The following is a 14,828-nucleotide window of genomic DNA, read 5'->3' on the forward strand; positions in this document are numbered from 1 at the left end:
GCATTACGCAGAACCTGCTGTCCAGGCGGACGTGTCCGAGTCTTCGAGGGCGAGACGCGATGAGAACCGTCGTCGCCCGAGACGGCAGAAATCCGATTCACTCGCCGACTGCGCCTGACGGCGCGAATCCGTATCGGCGGCCTGTCGCGGCCGGAGATGCATGATGTGCCGGTCCGCGGGCAGGCGGTGGGTTGAGCAGGTGGGACTGCTCATCGGGCCCGCGGTCTTTTCCCCTGCCGCGGGGCCCGAGCGGGCGGACCGGCCCGCGCACTGCTGTTGCCGGGCCGGTCTCCTGCCCTGACTTCGACCAGTTGCGTCTTGGCCGCGGCGCCGCCGACCTCCGGGCCTTCGTCGAGGAGCCGCGCGCCTCGGCACCGAGCTCGAACCCCTTACCGGCCCCCCATGGGTCTACGGCCCTCTCCGGGCCCGGCGCCGCTGTCTTCGCGCTGTTCGCTGGCACGGCGGACTCCGGGCGCGAGTGCACCCGGGAGAAGTCCTTGGAGGGCCGGGCGTCTGCCCGCGAGTGCGGCCGGGAGTCTGCGCCACCTCAGCGTCGTGGGCACCGTCAAGTGAACCCCCCTCGTCCTATGACCCACATCACATGCGGTTCCTGTCAGGAATCGAGGTGCTGCTCCGCTCAAGTCACCGACAGGGAGCAAGCGAACTGACAGGAGCATCACATGAAGCACCGCATCGTCGTCCTCGGCGCCGGTTATGCCGGGGCCTACGTGGCCGGGAACCTGGCGCGCCGGCTGTCCCCGGCGGACACCGAGATCACCGTGGTCAACGCCGAGCCGGACTTCGTCCAGCGGTTGCGGCTGCATCAGCTCGCGGCCGGCCAGGAGATCGCGGCCCCACGGCTCGCCGACGTCTTCGCGGGCACGGGGATACGGCTGCGCGTGGCCCGTGTCACGGCAGTCGACCCCGAGCGCCAGGTCGTCGCCGTGGCTGATGCCGACGGAGGCGGCGAGCTCGGCTACGACACGCTTCTCTACGCGCTCGGCAGTCACGGCTCCGACCACGGCGTCCCCGGCGTGACCGAGCACGCCTTCGACGTCGCCGACCGGCCCTCCGCGCTGCGTCTGCGCGAGCGTCTCGACAGTCTGAGCAGGCAGGGCGAAGGCGGGCGTGTCCTGGTCGTCGGCGACGGGCTGACCGGCATCGAGACCGCCACGGAGATCGCCGAGTCCCGGCCGGGCCTGTCGGTGACGCTGGTCGCCCGCGGCGAGCTGGGCGCCCGGCTCTCGGGCGGGGCCCGCAGCCACCTGCGCCAGGTCTGCGATCGGATGAGCATTACCGTCCGGGAGCACAGCCGTGTTGCAGCCGTCGAGGCGACGCGGGTGCTGTGCGCCGACGGCACCGTCCTGGGATCCGACGCGACGGTGTGGACGGCCGGGTTCGCCGTCAGCCCGATCGCCGCCGCGAGCGGTCTTGAGGTCACCGAGGACGGTCGGATCGTCGTCGACCGCACCATGCGCTCGGTCTCGCACCCGAACGTCTACGCCGTCGGCGACAGCGCAGAAGCGGTCGGCGACAACGGTCGGCCGCTGCCGATGTCCTGCGCTTCGGCCGGTTACACCGGTCGGCAGGCCGTGGCCGCGATCGTGGGTCGCCTGACCGGCCGCGAGATGGCGACCACCAAGCTGGAGTACGTGGGCAACCACATCAGCCTCGGGCGGCGGGACGGGATCCTGCAGATGGTCGACGACCAAGCGCGGTCAAAGCCGCAGCACTTGGGTGGCCGGAAGGCCGCGAGGATCAAGGCGGGCATCGTCATGATGTCGCTGTGGGCCACCTCGCACCCGACCTTCGGCCTGCCCAAGCGCAAGCACCGACTGGCCGCCGCACCGGATGTGTCCGCCGAGAAGGCGGCCGCCTAGCCGCCGCGGGAGGCACCGCCACTGATCGCTTCGACACCGGCCGGTTCGAGGCCAGTCGGTAGGCCCGCGGTGCACCGCCGCGCCCCACCGGCTTGCTCCACTTCGTCTCGGTACAGGTCGTGCTGGGCATCGCACACCTGCCCTCGCCCCATTCCTCCCGGGCGTGAGGGTCTTCGATCTCAGCGCCCTGACACTGGGCCGTATGCCGGCCGCCCACCTGCGAGGCCGGGCCGGCATCCGGGCGTGACCGCTCCCGCCCCGGGGTGTGCAACCGACCTGGGTCCCCGTCACCACCCGAAGAAGCTCCCTGTCCGAGGAGGACGCATGGATACGTCAGCCCGCGGCGCAGCCGACACACTGCCGTCGCCCTGGCCGGCGGTGGCCAGGACGGTCGTCCTGCTCACAGCGCTCGTCAGCGTGCTGCTCACCGCCTTCACCTGGCCGGCGGTGCGGTCGCACGTGCATGACGTACCGATCGCCGTCGCCGGGCCGCCCCCCGCGGTCAGGCAGGTCGGCGCCGCGCTCGATCACCGTCTGCCGAACGGCTTCGCGGTCACCGAGGTCGCCGACGCCGCAGCCGCTGAACGGCTGATCCGCGACCGGGAGGTGTACGGGGCGATAGACGTCAGCTCCGGCACCCCGCAGGTCATCACCGCCTCGGCCGCCAGCACAGCGGTCGCCCAGACCCTGCAGGGCGTCGCGGCTGGGCTGGGTCAGGCACCGCGGGCCGGCAAGACGTCCCCCGTCCGCGAACTCGTCGCCCTGCCGGCCGACGACCCGCGCGGCTCCGGCCTGGCCGCCGGAGCCCTGCCGCTGGTCATGGGTGGCCTGCTCGCCGCCCTGCTTCTGACCAGGCTCGTCCGCGGCACCGCCCCCCGAGTCGGCGGGGCGCTCGCCTTCGCGATCACCGGCGGCCTGGCGGTGGCAGCGATCCTGCAGTTCTGGTTCGGCTCGCTGGACGGTTCCTACCTGGCCAACACCGGGGCCATCGCCCTGGCCACCGCCGCCACGTCCCTGAGCGTCATCGGGCTGGAGTCGCTGCTCGGGTACGCCGGCTTCGCCCTCGGCGCCGTCACCATGATGCTCATCGGCAACCCCCTGTCAGGCACCTCGACCGCACCCGAGATGCTGCCCGGCTGGTCCGGCACCCTCGGCCAGCTGCTGCCTCCCGGGGCGGGGGGCCGGCTCCTGCGCTCCACAGCCTTCTTCGAAGGGCACGGCGCCACCCACTCCGTCCTCGTGCTCACGGCCTGGCTGGTGTTCGGCGTCGCGCTGTGTCTGGCCGGCGGTCTGCCCAAGCGCCGGCGCCGCCTGGCTGCCGCACCGGACGCGTCCACCGAGAACGCGGCCGCGTAGCCGCCTAGTTAGGGTGCTTCGCGTGGACAGCAACGCCCATGATCCCTTCGACACCGCTCGGTTCGAGGTCAGCCGTGACAGGCTGGCCTCGCTGGCGTACCGGCTGCTCGGCTCCGCCGCCGACGCGGAGGACGCCGTGCAGGACGCGTTCCTGCACTGGCAGGCAGCCGACCGGCAGCGGATCCGGGTGCCGGAAGCATGGCTGACCAAGGTCGTCAGCAACCTGTGCCTCGACCGGCTCCGCTCGGCACAGGCACGCCGGGAACGCACCGTCGGCGCCTGGCTGCCCGAACCGCTCCTCGACGGCGACCCCATGCTCGGCCCGGCCGCGACGTTCGAGCAGCGAGAATCGGTCTCCCTGGCCGTACTGACCCTCATGGAGCGCCTGTCACCGCTGGAGCGGGCCGTCTACGTCCTGCGTGAAGCCTTCTCCTACAACCACGCCGAGATCGCCGAGATCCTCGACATCACCGAGTCCGCGAGCCAGCAGCACCTCCACCGGGCCCGGCGCCGCATCACCGCCGCGCGCCGCGGCGGCGCCGAAGTCGACCCGGCGACCGCCCGCAGGATCGTCGAGGAGTTCCTCGCCGCCGCGACTTCGGGCCGTACCGAACGCCTGGTGGCGCTGCTCACCGACGACGCGACCGCGATCTCCGACGGCGCCGGCCTGACCGAGAAGCTGCTGCGGTACGACACTCCGCAGCGCATCGCCGCCATCGCACGGGCCGGCTTCACATCCACACCCGCGAAGCAGCGACTTGCGGGCGGCGTCTCAGCCGTCCATTACGCGCTCCTCAACGGAGCCCCCGCCATCCTCTTCGTGCCCGACGGCAAGGTCGTCGGCGCCGTGACGTTCGACATCACCGGCGGCAAGATCGCAACCGTGCGCGGCATCGCCGCGCCTGCCCGCCTCGTCCGCCTTGCCGAGGCCTGGCGGCAGCACGGACCGGACACGCCGCTCATCGCCCAGTGGTGACCCGACGCCGACCGCGGCCAGGCGCAGCGCCGGCGTCTGGCGGAGCTGTGCGGCAAGCCGAGTGAGGTGCTGTCCGGTCACCAGGCCGGGCAGATCGGTGTCTCGCAGCCCCAGCAGGAGGCGCGGGCACGCTCGTGGCGCGGTGAGCCGACCTGGTGGAGGCGATGACTTCGGTGGTGGCCGGCGCCAAGCGGCACCGGGTGATGGCGGGAAGCCGGAGCCACGAGAAGACGCACCTGGACGCGGTCGAGACGGCCGTCGCGCACAATCGGGACGCAGCCGCCGTTCGCCTTGGCCGCCATCGCCATCGCCGTCGCCGCCGCCTTCGTCACCGTCGGCTTCGGATCGCAGGCTGCAGCAATCGTCGAGGCGCGGCCCTTTCGCTGTTCAGGGGGACCGTGCTCTGGACGTTGCGAGACATGAGGTTGCTGACGCCCGAGCGGGCCGTCTACTCGGCGTAGCGAGTGGTGGAAGAGTGCGGTGTTCCCGGACGTTGTCTGCAGGTATGAAGATCGGCGAAGCTTCCAAAGTCAGCGGTGTGAGTGCCCGGTCGTTGCGGCACTACGAGGATGAGGGCTTGATCGTCCCCGGCCGTTTCAGCAATGGGTTCCGCGACTACTGTCAGTCCACGATCGATCGGGTGCTCGTCATCCGATCGCTGCTGGAGTCCGGGCTGCCCGTGCGGTTGATCAGGGAGATCCTGCCCAGCCTCACCGACGGATCGGATGCCGGCACCGAGATGGTGTGCGCGGAGTTCCTGCACGAGGTGCAGGGACATCGCGATCGGCTCGCTGCCCGCATCGCCGTTCTCAGCGACCAGCAGGCGGCACTCGACGCCTATCTGCGAGAAGCCCGCCGTACTGATCTCTGACAGCCGCTTGACGTTGACACAAGTGTCAGGTTCCTACGGTCGGCACATGGAGATCAACAGCCAGCCCCACACCACCGGTCAGACCGTTCGCGCACTGGTCCAGCAGTCGCACCGGGGACCGAAGGACCTGACTCTCGTGACGGATCACCGCCGCCCCGCCCCGGGCCCCGGCGAGTACCTGATCCGGGTCGGCGCCGCCGGGGTCAACTTCGCCGATGTGATGCAGACCCACGGCACCTACGGAGGAGGCCCGCAGGCACCGTACGCGGCGGGCTTCGAGGCGGCGGGTGAGATCGTGGGAGTCGGCCCGGAAGTCGGGAATCCGCTGCCCCTGGGCACCCACGTCGTCGGAACCGGCCCCGGTGCCTTCGCGCAGTACATGACGATGCCGGCCGCGGGTGTGCTTCCCGTGCCGTCCGGCTGGAGCGACGCCGAAGCCCTGGGCCTGGTGCTGAACTGGGCCACCGCCTTGGCTGCCCTGAAGCCGCTGGGTGAGATCAAGGCAGGTGAGGTGGTCCTCGTTCATGCCGCAGCGGGCGGCGTCGGGCAGGCCGCGGTCCGCCTCGCCCGCCACTACGGAGCGCGGGTGATCGCCACGGCCTCACCAGCGAAGCACGAAGCTGTCAAAGCCCTCGGAGCCGACGAGGTGCTGGACAGCCGACGCCCTGATCTCGCCGCGGAGATCACCCGCCTGACCGGCGGGGTCGACCTGGTCCTGGAATCGGTGGGCCAGACCACGTTCGAGACCAGCCTGTCGGTGACCAAGCCCTTCACAGGACGCATCATCGTGTTCGGCGCCGCTTCCGGCGACGCCACACTGACCACACACGACCTGGTCTTCACGCACCAGGTCCAGATCAAGGGTCTGCACATCGGCGCACTGGCGGTTGCGGCCCCGTCCCTCTACCAGTCGCTGCTCGCCGAGATCGAGGCACTCATCGCCCACGGCGTGTACCCACCCGGCACCCCGCACGTGCACCCCCTGTCCGAAGGTCCGGCGCTGCTCCTGCAACTCGAAGCGGGCCGGACCCAGGGCAAGCTGGCCCTCGACCCCTGGCGCTAGGAACGGACGGCGCCGCCGTACGCTCACCCCCTGCTGGTGATGCACCTCGTGCATCACCAGCAGGGGGTGAGCGACGCACCGATGCGCGCACACGAGCGACGTCCGGCCGCCGTCCACGGCGCGCACCTACGTTGAGTCACTCCCTCCGCGCTGCCCCTGCGGGGTCAGGGGCGTCCATAGCGCTTGCAGGCAAGGGCGGTGATCGGGGGGTCGGTACGGCCATTGTCGAGGCAGACGCGTACGAATGCCGCTCCGCCGGGAACGTCGGCGGGGACGGTCATGGTGAATCGGGCGCTGTCGCCGCATACGGCGTACATGCTCCAGCTCACGCTCAGTTGCCGGCCCTGGCTGTCCAGGGTGTAGACCGTGGTGCCCCGGCAGCTTGTCGGGCTGACCGACTTGTGCGTCCCTTCCACGACGACCGACCGGTTGTACCACTTGATGGAGCCCCAGGTGTAGGTCTGCCCGTAGTAGACGTCGAACTGGCTGTCCGGGACGTCCGCGCCGGCGGCTGGTGTGGCAACGAGCATGCCGGCGCTGACGGCAAGCGTGGCGGCGGCTGCGGCGAGACGTGTACGCAAAATGATGACCCCCTGTGGGCGAGACCCGTGTCGGCGCACGAAGACCCCACCACCCTACGCAAGGCGCGGCAGGACGGAGAACTACCTGCGCCGCCTTGGGGAGTTGCAGTTCCGCCGTGCCGCGTACCGCGCCTTCGCGGGCGCATGGGGGGTGACTTCCGGATGGCGCTGAACACCTTCCGCGCCGTGGCAGGCTGCCTTGCTGACCCCCGGTGCACCGACGCACTGCCGGCACGATTCTCCGCCTACGTTGCTCCGGAACCGACGGGGGAGAGGCACCACCGGTGGAAGGCTGAGCGACTGCCTCACAGGCGCCTCACAGGCGAGTGGCTCTCTGTATCAACCGGCCTCTGCCCGTTTGCCGCCGGGAGTTGCGACGACGCCGGGGCGCGAAATCATCGAGGTGGCGCCTTCACCGGATGTTCTTCCGAGGCGTCAGGCTCCACCGGGGGAAGCTGATGTGCTTCGTCGTCGGCTTCGTGGACGAGTGCGACGGCTTGTCCGTCGGCCGCGTTCCCCGGGGAGTGGACTGCGCCGCGTAACAAGAGTGGATCTTGAGGGGCGGCGTGCCTGGCTGTGCTTTGCGCTGTTACTTCACGGTGATGTCGGCGAAGGCGAGGGCGATGGCCTCGGGGTCTTCGTCTTCGTCCTCGTGGAAGCTGGTGGCTGCCCATGCCTTGGTGAGGTGGAGGCGGCGGGCTTCGGGGGAGGTGGGGTCGCCGGCGATGATGATGACGTCCTGCTCGGTGGTCAGGTCCTCGACTGCTTCCACCCAGCGAGAAGTAGCGGCGTTGCGCTCGTCGTTGCGGACGATGATCAGGCTGCCGGGGCGGGGTCCGTCCGCTCCTTGGTCGGAGGTGATGAAGGTGTCGACATCGTGCTCGGTCTCGCCGATGAGCAGGTTGATGACGTCGTCGAGCTCCTCGGTCTGGGTGTCGCCGAGGTCGAGGTGGTAGATGCCCATAGGGGTGCTCCAGGTTTGCGTGGGGGCGGTTCAGTCGAGGTAGGGAGAGGTGCGGACGGGCATCCGCGTCTTGACGACCCTGCCGGTGGACAGGAAGAAGATCACCCTGGCGTTGTCGCCGGGGGTGATCAGGTGGGTCGGCTTCTCGAACATGATGTGGTACTTGCCGGGCACGAGGCTGAATTCACCCTTGGCCGGGATGGTGATCTTGTCGACCTTTTCCATCCTCTTGGACTCGGAGTCCGTGACGGTCTGGTAGATCGTGATGTTCTTGTAGTCAGGGCTGATGATCTTGGTGACGTCGATGGGTTCGTCGGAGGAGTTCTTCAGCGTGGTGTAGCCGGCGGCAGGCAGGGAGTTGGGCAGCCACCGCACCCAGGTGGTCTCCGGGACTGTGGTGACGTACACCGAGACGGGCGTCTTCATCGGCGCGCCTTTCTGTCGTGGGTCGCAGGGGCCAGACTTCGGGCCCCCGAAATCAACGACCACGCCACCCTCTCCGTGACATATATGGCCGATATTCGACAAAGTGTCTGAAACGTGCGGTCACCGTCGGGCTCGGCGCGGGGATCGTCACCGCGCTTCTCGGGGCCAGCAGCCTCACGGCCCGCGTCTTCGGCGCAGGTGCCTTCGCGACGACGACGGCGACCATCGGCATCGCGATAGCCACACTCCTCGACTCCACGGGCCGGCCCGAGGCCCCTCCGGCCTCCTCGGGACGCGCGAAGGACGGCACCCTGTTCGGGGCGCCGCCCTTCGGCGTGCGGAGGAGTCTTCTGTGCTGTCGGCCTGTTCGGCGCGGCCGATGATGTGGACGGCGTGCACCGCCTTTGCCTGGGCTCCCGGCCGAGGCCGCCCACCTCGTCCGCCGGCTTGGCCCTGGCCGCGTTCCGGCCCATCGGTTGCCCGGTCTCGGTGCTCCGCCCGTCCGCGGAGCCCGCCCCCGCCGCACCATCGTGATCAGTGCCTTCTTCGACTTCGCCGACCCCGTCATCACCGTCCGCAGCCTGCTCCGACGGGTGTGGGTCACTCACCGCTGGGACGAGCGACCCCGGCACCGCCCCTGATTCAACTCTTCTCCTGCGGCTCCCCATCCGTCTGCTGCACACCGTCCAGATCGTCGGCGTAGTGCTCGATCGCCCGTCGGTAGTCCTGCACCCGACGGTCGCCGCTCGTGGCGGCCAGTGTCTTCAGCAGCAGCCGCACCGCTTCCCGGCCTGCACCCTGGTTGTACAGCGCCATGGCCAGAAAGGCCTGCAGTGCCGGGTCGTCGGGGAAAGCGTCAAGCCCACGTCGCAGCGTCTGTGCAGCCGCTTCGTAGGAGCCCAGGACGCGGTGAGTGCTCCCCAGCCCGAGGAAGGCTCCGTGCCGATCCTCGGGAGACAGGTCCCCAACGGTCAAAGCCCGCTCATAAAACGGGACGGCTTCACGCTCCAGACCGAGAACATCGTGTACCCAGGCCGTCTGATAAGCGATTTCGGCATCCTCCGGATACCGCTCGGCCAGCTCCACGAGCTGTTCTCGGGCCTGCCCGGCCTGACCCTGTTCCCGCAGCTGTACGGCTCGCCTCAGCGCTGCGTCCCTCTCACGTACATCACTCACGCAGCCCACGGTTTCACACCGAAACCGAGTCGATGCAACTCATTTCGCGCGACCTCTCAGCCCCTCGGAGATGAGCACTTTGGCCGTCGGCAGGCCGATGGGTCCGCGAGGCATCCCCCAGGGCCTGTCTCTCAGATCCCTCTCTGGCATCGTCATGCTCGTGAGCGAGTCCTGGTTGACTCGGCGATTTCCAGGGCCGGCAGCGTCTGGCGCAGAGGAGAAGGCATGGCTGACCGTCCCTTCGACGTTTCGTTGGCGCATGGCCAGAGCATGCACTGCAAGCTCGGTGGGTCTGGATCGGCCACCTGGTCGTGGCGGGTGAACGCTGCGGAACACAAGGTGCGCGCCTCTTATGTAGGGCCCGAGGTCCTGGCCGGGTTCATGAACGGCGTCCGGGATCTGCTCCTTGGGTGCAGTGCGACCTTCGTGACGTTCTTCGGTGAGCCGAGCGGAACGAGAGTCTTCTTCAACCAGACAGAGAAGGAGGTCTTCGTTCAGATCGTGGAGTTCGCGGACCTGAACGAGCCGTCGTCATGGTGGTCAGACGCGAGGCTGGTTTGGGCTGGTCGGCTACCAACAGAGGCTTTTGCCGGCGCTTTCATGACCATGATTGAGGAGCTTCTCCCCCAGCACGGGACAGACGGGTACCGGAGGCGCTGGGGCTACGAATTCCCAGCCTCGGAATGGGCGGCCCTCCAGGCAGCGCACAGCTCCCGCTGATCCGAACCCAAGCCCGCGCCAGATCATGATGGCTGCGAGGCGCAGTGGGCCCTCGAAGGCGATGGCGAGCTTGTCCGTTCGCATGGCCAGGCCGCGCCACTGCTTGAGCCGGTTGATGCACCGTTCGACGGCCTTGCGCTGCTGGTACGCCTCGGCGTCGAAAGCGGGCGGTCGGCCACCGTGCGGCCTCGCCTCACACGGTGGCCGACCCGGTCGGACGGCTGGGGAATGACGGCGCGGACAGGTACACGAACGGCCTTGGCGCGCCCCCACGCCTCCGTCGTACGGCACCACGGCGTGACGGTGACGTGCCGGCGCCAGGTCCGCGGGCGACGCCGATGCCCCAGTGGCGCCGGCCCTGCCGGTAGCGGCGCCGCTAGCCTGCCGGCTTCGAGCGTCACCGAAGACGGGCAGGGACGTCAGGTGTGAGGCATGCGGCGCGCGGACAGCGTGCCATGATCGGAGCATGACGGACCTCAGGCCGCCGGCGGCCCAGCCTGACAACGGCCCATCAGACGAGGAAGGTCCGGAGACGGAGGTGGTCCGGGAGGTTGTCGAGGCGATGCTCGGACCGGTGGTCTTCCTGAGGCCGCGGCGGGCTCCCGACGGCCGGGTGACGGACTTACGACTGGCCGCCGCCTCGTCCGAGGCGTTCGACACGGTCGGGCGCCAGGGCCCGGACCTGGTCGGACTGAGCCTCGTCGACAGTTACCCCGGTATCGACGCCACCGACCTGTGGCGCACTTACCTCGACGTCCTGGCAGGCGGCACCCCGTACGAGGGGGAGACGGACTACGAGGAGAGCACCGCCGGATTCCAGTACCGCTCCCGCTACCGGCTGCGCGTGGTCCGCTGCCAGGGCGGCCTGGTCGTCTCCTACGCCCGCCTCGACTCCGCCGAGCGTGAGCAGCAGCGCCTGGCCCTGATGCAGAGCCTGGGCCGGATGGGCTGGGTGGACCGGGACCTGGTCCGTGGCAGCATCGTCTGGTCCGAGGAGGTGTACTCGATCTTCGGCCGTGACCCCGACCAGGGGCCCGTGCCGTTGGAGGAGCTGGCCGTGCACGCCGAGGACGAGGACCGCCCGGTGATGGAGCAGGCGGTGCGGGGACTGCTGAAGGCCGGTGAGCCGGTGGACCGCACCTTCCGCATCCGCCTCCCCGGCCAGCAGGTGCGTCACGTGCGGATCGTCGTCGAGACGGAGAACGACGCCCTGGGCCGGCCCGTCCGCGTTCACGGTCTCTTCCAGGACCTCAGCGCGGCCAAGCACGCCGAACGACAGCTCCTGGAGCACAAGCGCAGTGTGCTCGCCCAGCAGGGCCAGCTGGCGGCGGAGCGCGACCTGGCGGCCCGCCTGCAGGACACCCTGCTCCCCGTCCCGCAGCAGCAGCTGAGGCTGGCGGGGCTGACCGTCGACGTCGCCTACCTGCCCGTCCAGGAAGGGCTCAGGCTTGGCGGAGACTGGTACAGCGCCGTCGAGCTGCCCGACGGCAACGTCCTCCTCGTTGTCGGCGACGTCGCCGGCCACGGCCTGGATGCGGTGGCCACCATGGCCCAACTTCGCTTCACCGCCAAGGGCATGGCCATCACCGGCTCCCCGCTGCCGGAGATTCTCGCCAACCTCAACACCCTGCTCATGCACACCTCGGGGCGGCATTTCCACACGGCCACCATGATCATGGCCGTCTACGAGCCCGCCGCTTCCCGCCTCACCTGGGTGCGCGCCGGGCACCCGCCGCCGCTGCTTGTCCGCGACGGTTCCGCCCGCTTCCTGCCTGCCCCCGCGGGCATACTGCTGGGTGCCGCCCACGATCCCCGCTTCGAGGCGTCCATCGTCGAACTCCGTCCGGGCGACCATCTGCTGCTGTACACCGACGGTCTGATCGAACGGCCAGGGGAATCCATCGACGAGGGCATGGCCCGCCTTGCCGACACCGCGCAGGCCATCGACCTGGCCGCACCACGACTCCTGGACGGTCTGGTCTCTGCCCTGGTCGCGCCCGGCGACAGCGGCGACGACATCTGCGTCCTGCACATGACGCGGTGACTTCCGCCCCCGCCGCCGCCGCGCCGCGCGGGTCCGGTGCTACTTGAGCATGTGGGCCGCCTCCACCCGCTGGAGGTGGATCACGGCGTCGTACGACTCCGAGAGTCGGATCTGCGGGGCGTCGGCGATCCCGGGGTAGGTGGCGCCGATGTTCTTGACGGTGTGCGGTGCGGCGAGCCAGGCGCGGGCCGCCGTCGGGGCGTTGCGCAGGTCCACGACGAAGTCGCGGTACCGCACCCGGTCCAGGGTGTGCTCGGCGGTCCCGGGCGCTGCCGGGCCGACGGTGAAGCGGTGGACCGCGCCGTCTGTGCCGAAGGCGTTGAACGAGCCGTGGTCGAAGGTGAGACCGACACTCAGGTAGCCGCTGCCCAGCTGCTCGCGCAGGAAGTCGCCCTGGACCCTCGGGTAGACGCCGGGGATGTAGGTCTTGCGGGAGATGTGGCCGTTGTGGGCGGCGAGCACGATCTTGTCGCCGGTCTGCCGCTGCCACCAGGCGACGTTCTCCGCCATGACACGGTCGCGGTAGAGCATGAGGTCGGGGGTGCTCCGCGGGTCGTCCCAGTCGAAGGCGAACAGCGTGGCCATCTGGTGGATCGCGGTGGCGTGCTGGACGGCCCAGGCATACGCGTCGGCGTCGGCGCCCGTGGCAGGCCGTTGCCTGAGCAGGTTCACCACCCGGCCAGTCCGCTCGGCGAGCTCCTTGCGTTCGGCGAGCGGCTTCGACAGGTAGTCGTTGACGTACGTCTCGGCGTCGGCGGCGGGCCGCAGACCCCGGTACAGCTCGGCGAGCTGCGGGGCGAGGTCGGGGCGGGCCGAGGCCGCGTAGGCGTTCACCTTGTCGTACAGCGCCGCGCCGGCGAAGCCGCTGTCGTCGCCGACGAAGCGGACCGGGTCGTCGGGGTGCCTGACGTTGTACGCGCGGATCCACTGGAACAGATCGCGGTACTCGGCGTTGTTCCACCACCGGTAGGTGCCCTGGAACTCCTCGTCCATGATCTGCTTCAAGTCGCCCTCCCCGCGCACGAGGTAGGCGTCCAGTCGAAGCCCGGTACTCCACGGCGCTTCAAGGGCGAAGGCGCGGAAGCCCCGCTCCTCCACCAGGTACCGCAAGACCCGGTGCTTGACGGTGAAGAACTCGTGCGAGCTGTGGGAAGCCTCGCCGAGGCCCACCACCCGGGCGTCGCCGACCATCCGGCCGAACGGGCGCAGGTCAGCCAGATCGCCACGAGGCTCGGTGGTGCGCAGCGGATGGGCCACCCGGCCCAGGGCCGCCTCGGGAGAGCGGAAGGCGGCGGCCACGGCCTCATCCGGGCCGGCAACCACGGCAGCCTGGGCCGGGGCCGCTGCGGCGGGCGGGGCAGGCGGTGTGACGGCGGAGGCGGCCGGGGCGAGGGCCAGGGAGGCACCGAGCGGGGCGAGCAGAGCGGCGAGCAGGACCTTGTGCGTGTTCATGGCCCCAACTTTCGCCGGGCGAGGGCCCCCGGACCATCCCGTACACCCCCCGACCGGCCCGGGAGCCAGCTACACCATCGGGGGCGGGCAACCGAGCCCGGCCCCCGGTCCAGGTCGGCACGGCAGGGCAAGGATGCCGCCCTACCCAGCTTCAGGGGGTATCGACGACGGGGCGATCCGCCAGGGCTTCACACCGAGTTCCCCAGTGTGAAGCAGGCGGTTGCGGACTTCCTGGTCGGCTTGTGCGCGTCGGCGGAGCTCCAGGGCTGGTTCAGGACGAATCACGCGTTCTCGTTCTCGTGGTTCCACGCTCTCTGCGGGCACACCGATGCCGGAGGATCGTCACGGTGGGCGGTGTCGTCATAGGTCCCGGAGGCCACCGGGAAGGTCCCCTCCGAGTAACTGCCCGCCCGCACCGGACTCGCCGAGCAGCGCGTTGCCTGCCTCCTCCACGGCACCCAGACCGCCGACTGGCCCACCGCCGCACTCTCGTCGCAGCCCCCCAGGGCCAGCCCAAAACCATCTGCCCCGCTGGGAAGTCGCCCAATGCGCCCACAATCAGACCGGCATCGGCGGCCACACGTTTCGGCGAGGTAGCCATCAAAAGCCTGCCGCCTGTTTCGAACGCCGTCTGGCCCGCCGGGACGTCGCGGAGACGGCGGCGCCCCTGAGGCCCTTCAGCCGATCGGGTGTGGCGCGCTCCAATCGTCCCGCTGCTCCCCAACGCGGCCACTACGCTACGCGCCGTGATGAGGCGACGCTTACGCGTGCTGCTCGCCGCCGTGGCCTGCGCGGCCCTCGCCGGCGCTGCTCCGTCCCCTGCGGCTCGCACCGCGGCAGCGGCGGCCCCGTGTGTGCGCGGCGAGACCGAGTTCAAGGCCAACTCCGCCGTCGACGACGGAGAGATCCGCTGGACGGACAACACCGCCTACGACGACGCCCGCAAGTTCGCGATCTCGGGGTGGCAGTACTCCGGCTCGAAGATCAAAATCGTGGCCGACTCCGCGCTCACGTCGAACGACGTCGAGTTCAAGGACGCCAACCTCGGCACCCGGGCGACCGACCCCCTCGGAAGGTACGAGCGCCACGGATCCTTCGGTGCCACCGACTACATCATCTTCAACAAGCAGAAGCTCGGCGGCGCCTCGAAGAACCTGCGCCGCTACGTCGCGCTCCACGAGCTCGGGCACGCCCTGGGCCTGTGCCACAAGAGCGACACCCTCGTCTCCGTCATGTGGAAGACGGCGCCCTCGCCCGGCTACGAGATCACGTGGATCCCCGACGTCGACAAGACCAGCTACAAGAAGCTCTGGGGCTGA

At 69.8% G+C, this 14,828-nt stretch carries 13 protein-coding genes and 1 pseudogene; 8 read left to right on the forward strand and 6 right to left on the reverse strand.

All coding sequences use genetic code 11. The features are described from left to right. Positions 1 to 680: 680 nt before the first annotated feature. From ACH414_RS31645 to ACH414_RS31665, 5 genes are all read left to right on the forward strand, one after another. The gene (locus ACH414_RS31645) at positions 681 to 1,880 is read left to right on the forward strand and encodes an NAD(P)/FAD-dependent oxidoreductase (RefSeq protein WP_398944486.1); all 1,200 of its coding nucleotides are present in this window, start codon (positions 681 to 683) and stop codon (positions 1,878 to 1,880) included. Positions 1,881 to 2,204: 324 nt separating this feature from the next. Further along, positions 2,205 to 3,236 carry an ABC transporter permease gene (locus tag ACH414_RS31650; RefSeq protein ID WP_398944487.1) on the forward strand — a complete coding sequence of 344 codons (1,032 nt, stop codon included), beginning with the start codon at positions 2,205 to 2,207 and terminating at the stop codon, positions 3,234 to 3,236. A 22-nt stretch (positions 3,237 to 3,258) separates the two neighbouring features. Further along, positions 3,259 to 4,212, forward strand: coding sequence for a sigma-70 family RNA polymerase sigma factor (locus ACH414_RS31655; protein ID WP_382544542.1), 954 nt, complete (start codon positions 3,259 to 3,261; stop codon positions 4,210 to 4,212). Between the two features lie 505 nt (positions 4,213 to 4,717). Then, on the forward strand, positions 4,718 to 5,083 hold the full coding sequence (locus ACH414_RS31660; RefSeq protein WP_398944489.1) for a MerR family transcriptional regulator: 366 nt from the start codon (positions 4,718 to 4,720) through the stop codon (positions 5,081 to 5,083). Positions 5,084 to 5,129: 46 nt separating this feature from the next. Next, a complete protein-coding gene (locus ACH414_RS31665; RefSeq protein WP_398944491.1) occupies positions 5,130 to 6,146 on the forward strand; it encodes an NADPH:quinone oxidoreductase family protein in 1,017 nt (338 codons plus the stop codon). A gap of 164 nt (positions 6,147 to 6,310) precedes the next feature. Here the strand turns inward: ACH414_RS31665 and ACH414_RS31670 are convergent, their stop codons facing one another. The 4 genes from ACH414_RS31670 to ACH414_RS31685 form a co-directional block, all read right to left on the reverse strand. Continuing rightward, positions 6,311 to 6,727 carry a hypothetical protein gene (locus ACH414_RS31670; protein ID WP_398944493.1) on the reverse strand — a complete coding sequence of 139 codons (417 nt, stop codon included), beginning with the start codon at positions 6,725 to 6,727 and terminating at the stop codon, positions 6,311 to 6,313. Positions 6,728 to 7,316: 589 nt separating this feature from the next. Further along, the gene (locus tag ACH414_RS31675) at positions 7,317 to 7,691 is read right to left on the reverse strand and encodes a hypothetical protein (protein ID WP_391768430.1); all 375 of its coding nucleotides are present in this window, start codon (positions 7,689 to 7,691) and stop codon (positions 7,317 to 7,319) included. Positions 7,692 to 7,721: 30 nt separating this feature from the next. Then, on the reverse strand, positions 7,722 to 8,117 hold the full coding sequence (locus ACH414_RS31680; protein ID WP_382544557.1) for a copper chaperone PCu(A)C: 396 nt from the start codon (positions 8,115 to 8,117) through the stop codon (positions 7,722 to 7,724). Between the two features lie 642 nt (positions 8,118 to 8,759). Next, positions 8,760 to 9,293, reverse strand: coding sequence for a tetratricopeptide repeat protein (locus tag ACH414_RS31685; protein ID WP_391768431.1), 534 nt, complete (start codon positions 9,291 to 9,293; stop codon positions 8,760 to 8,762). Between the two features lie 225 nt (positions 9,294 to 9,518). Between ACH414_RS31685 and ACH414_RS31690 the strand changes: the two genes are divergently transcribed. Continuing rightward, positions 9,519 to 10,013, forward strand: coding sequence for a hypothetical protein (locus ACH414_RS31690; protein ID WP_398944521.1), 495 nt, complete (start codon positions 9,519 to 9,521; stop codon positions 10,011 to 10,013). An 18-nt stretch (positions 10,014 to 10,031) separates the two neighbouring features. Here ACH414_RS31690 and ACH414_RS31695 read toward each other — a convergent pair. Continuing rightward, positions 10,032 to 10,249 (reverse strand): annotated as a pseudogene (locus tag ACH414_RS31695) (IS5/IS1182 family transposase); the annotation flags it as partial. Positions 10,250 to 10,626: 377 nt separating this feature from the next. Between ACH414_RS31695 and ACH414_RS31700 the strand changes: the two are divergent. Continuing rightward, positions 10,627 to 12,057 carry a PP2C family protein-serine/threonine phosphatase gene (locus ACH414_RS31700; protein WP_398944495.1) on the forward strand — a complete coding sequence of 477 codons (1,431 nt, stop codon included), beginning with the start codon at positions 10,627 to 10,629 and terminating at the stop codon, positions 12,055 to 12,057. 39 nt (positions 12,058 to 12,096) lie between these two features. Here ACH414_RS31700 and ACH414_RS31705 read toward each other — a convergent pair whose 3' ends face one another. Beyond that, positions 12,097 to 13,509 (reverse strand): erythromycin esterase family protein, encoded by a 1,413-nt coding sequence (locus ACH414_RS31705; RefSeq protein WP_398944497.1) that lies wholly within the window; start codon positions 13,507 to 13,509, stop codon positions 12,097 to 12,099. Between the two features lie 749 nt (positions 13,510 to 14,258). Between ACH414_RS31705 and ACH414_RS31710 the strand changes: the two genes are divergently transcribed. Further along, positions 14,259 to 14,828 carry a matrixin family metalloprotease gene (locus ACH414_RS31710; RefSeq protein ID WP_398944498.1) on the forward strand — a complete coding sequence of 190 codons (570 nt, stop codon included), beginning with the start codon at positions 14,259 to 14,261 and terminating at the stop codon, positions 14,826 to 14,828.

Source organism: Streptomyces sp. NPDC020422, assembly GCF_044386705.1.
Classification (GTDB): domain Bacteria; phylum Actinomycetota; class Actinomycetes; order Streptomycetales; family Streptomycetaceae; genus Streptomyces.

Bases quoted from the DNA above. Each gene is read 5' to 3' on its own strand.
- ACH414_RS31645 (WP_398944486.1), top strand. From the start codon at position 681: ATGAAGCACCGCATCGTCGTCCTCGGCGCCGGTTATGCCGGGGCCTAC.
- ACH414_RS31650 (WP_398944487.1), top strand. From the start codon at position 2,205: ATGGATACGTCAGCCCGCGGCGCAGCCGACACACTGCCGTCGCCCTGG.
- ACH414_RS31660 (WP_398944489.1), top strand. From the start codon at position 4,718: ATGAAGATCGGCGAAGCTTCCAAAGTCAGCGGTGTGAGTGCCCGGTCG.
- ACH414_RS31665 (WP_398944491.1), top strand. From the start codon at position 5,130: ATGGAGATCAACAGCCAGCCCCACACCACCGGTCAGACCGTTCGCGCA.
- ACH414_RS31675 (WP_391768430.1), bottom strand. From the start codon at position 7,691: ATGGGCATCTACCACCTCGACCTCGGCGACACCCAGACCGAGGAGCTC.
- ACH414_RS31680 (WP_382544557.1), bottom strand. From the start codon at position 8,117: ATGAAGACGCCCGTCTCGGTGTACGTCACCACAGTCCCGGAGACCACC.
- ACH414_RS31690 (WP_398944521.1), top strand. From the start codon at position 9,519: ATGGCTGACCGTCCCTTCGACGTTTCGTTGGCGCATGGCCAGAGCATG.
- ACH414_RS31705 (WP_398944497.1), bottom strand. From the start codon at position 13,509: ATGAACACGCACAAGGTCCTGCTCGCCGCTCTGCTCGCCCCGCTCGGT.
- ACH414_RS31710 (WP_398944498.1), top strand. From the start codon at position 14,259: ATGAGGCGACGCTTACGCGTGCTGCTCGCCGCCGTGGCCTGCGCGGCC.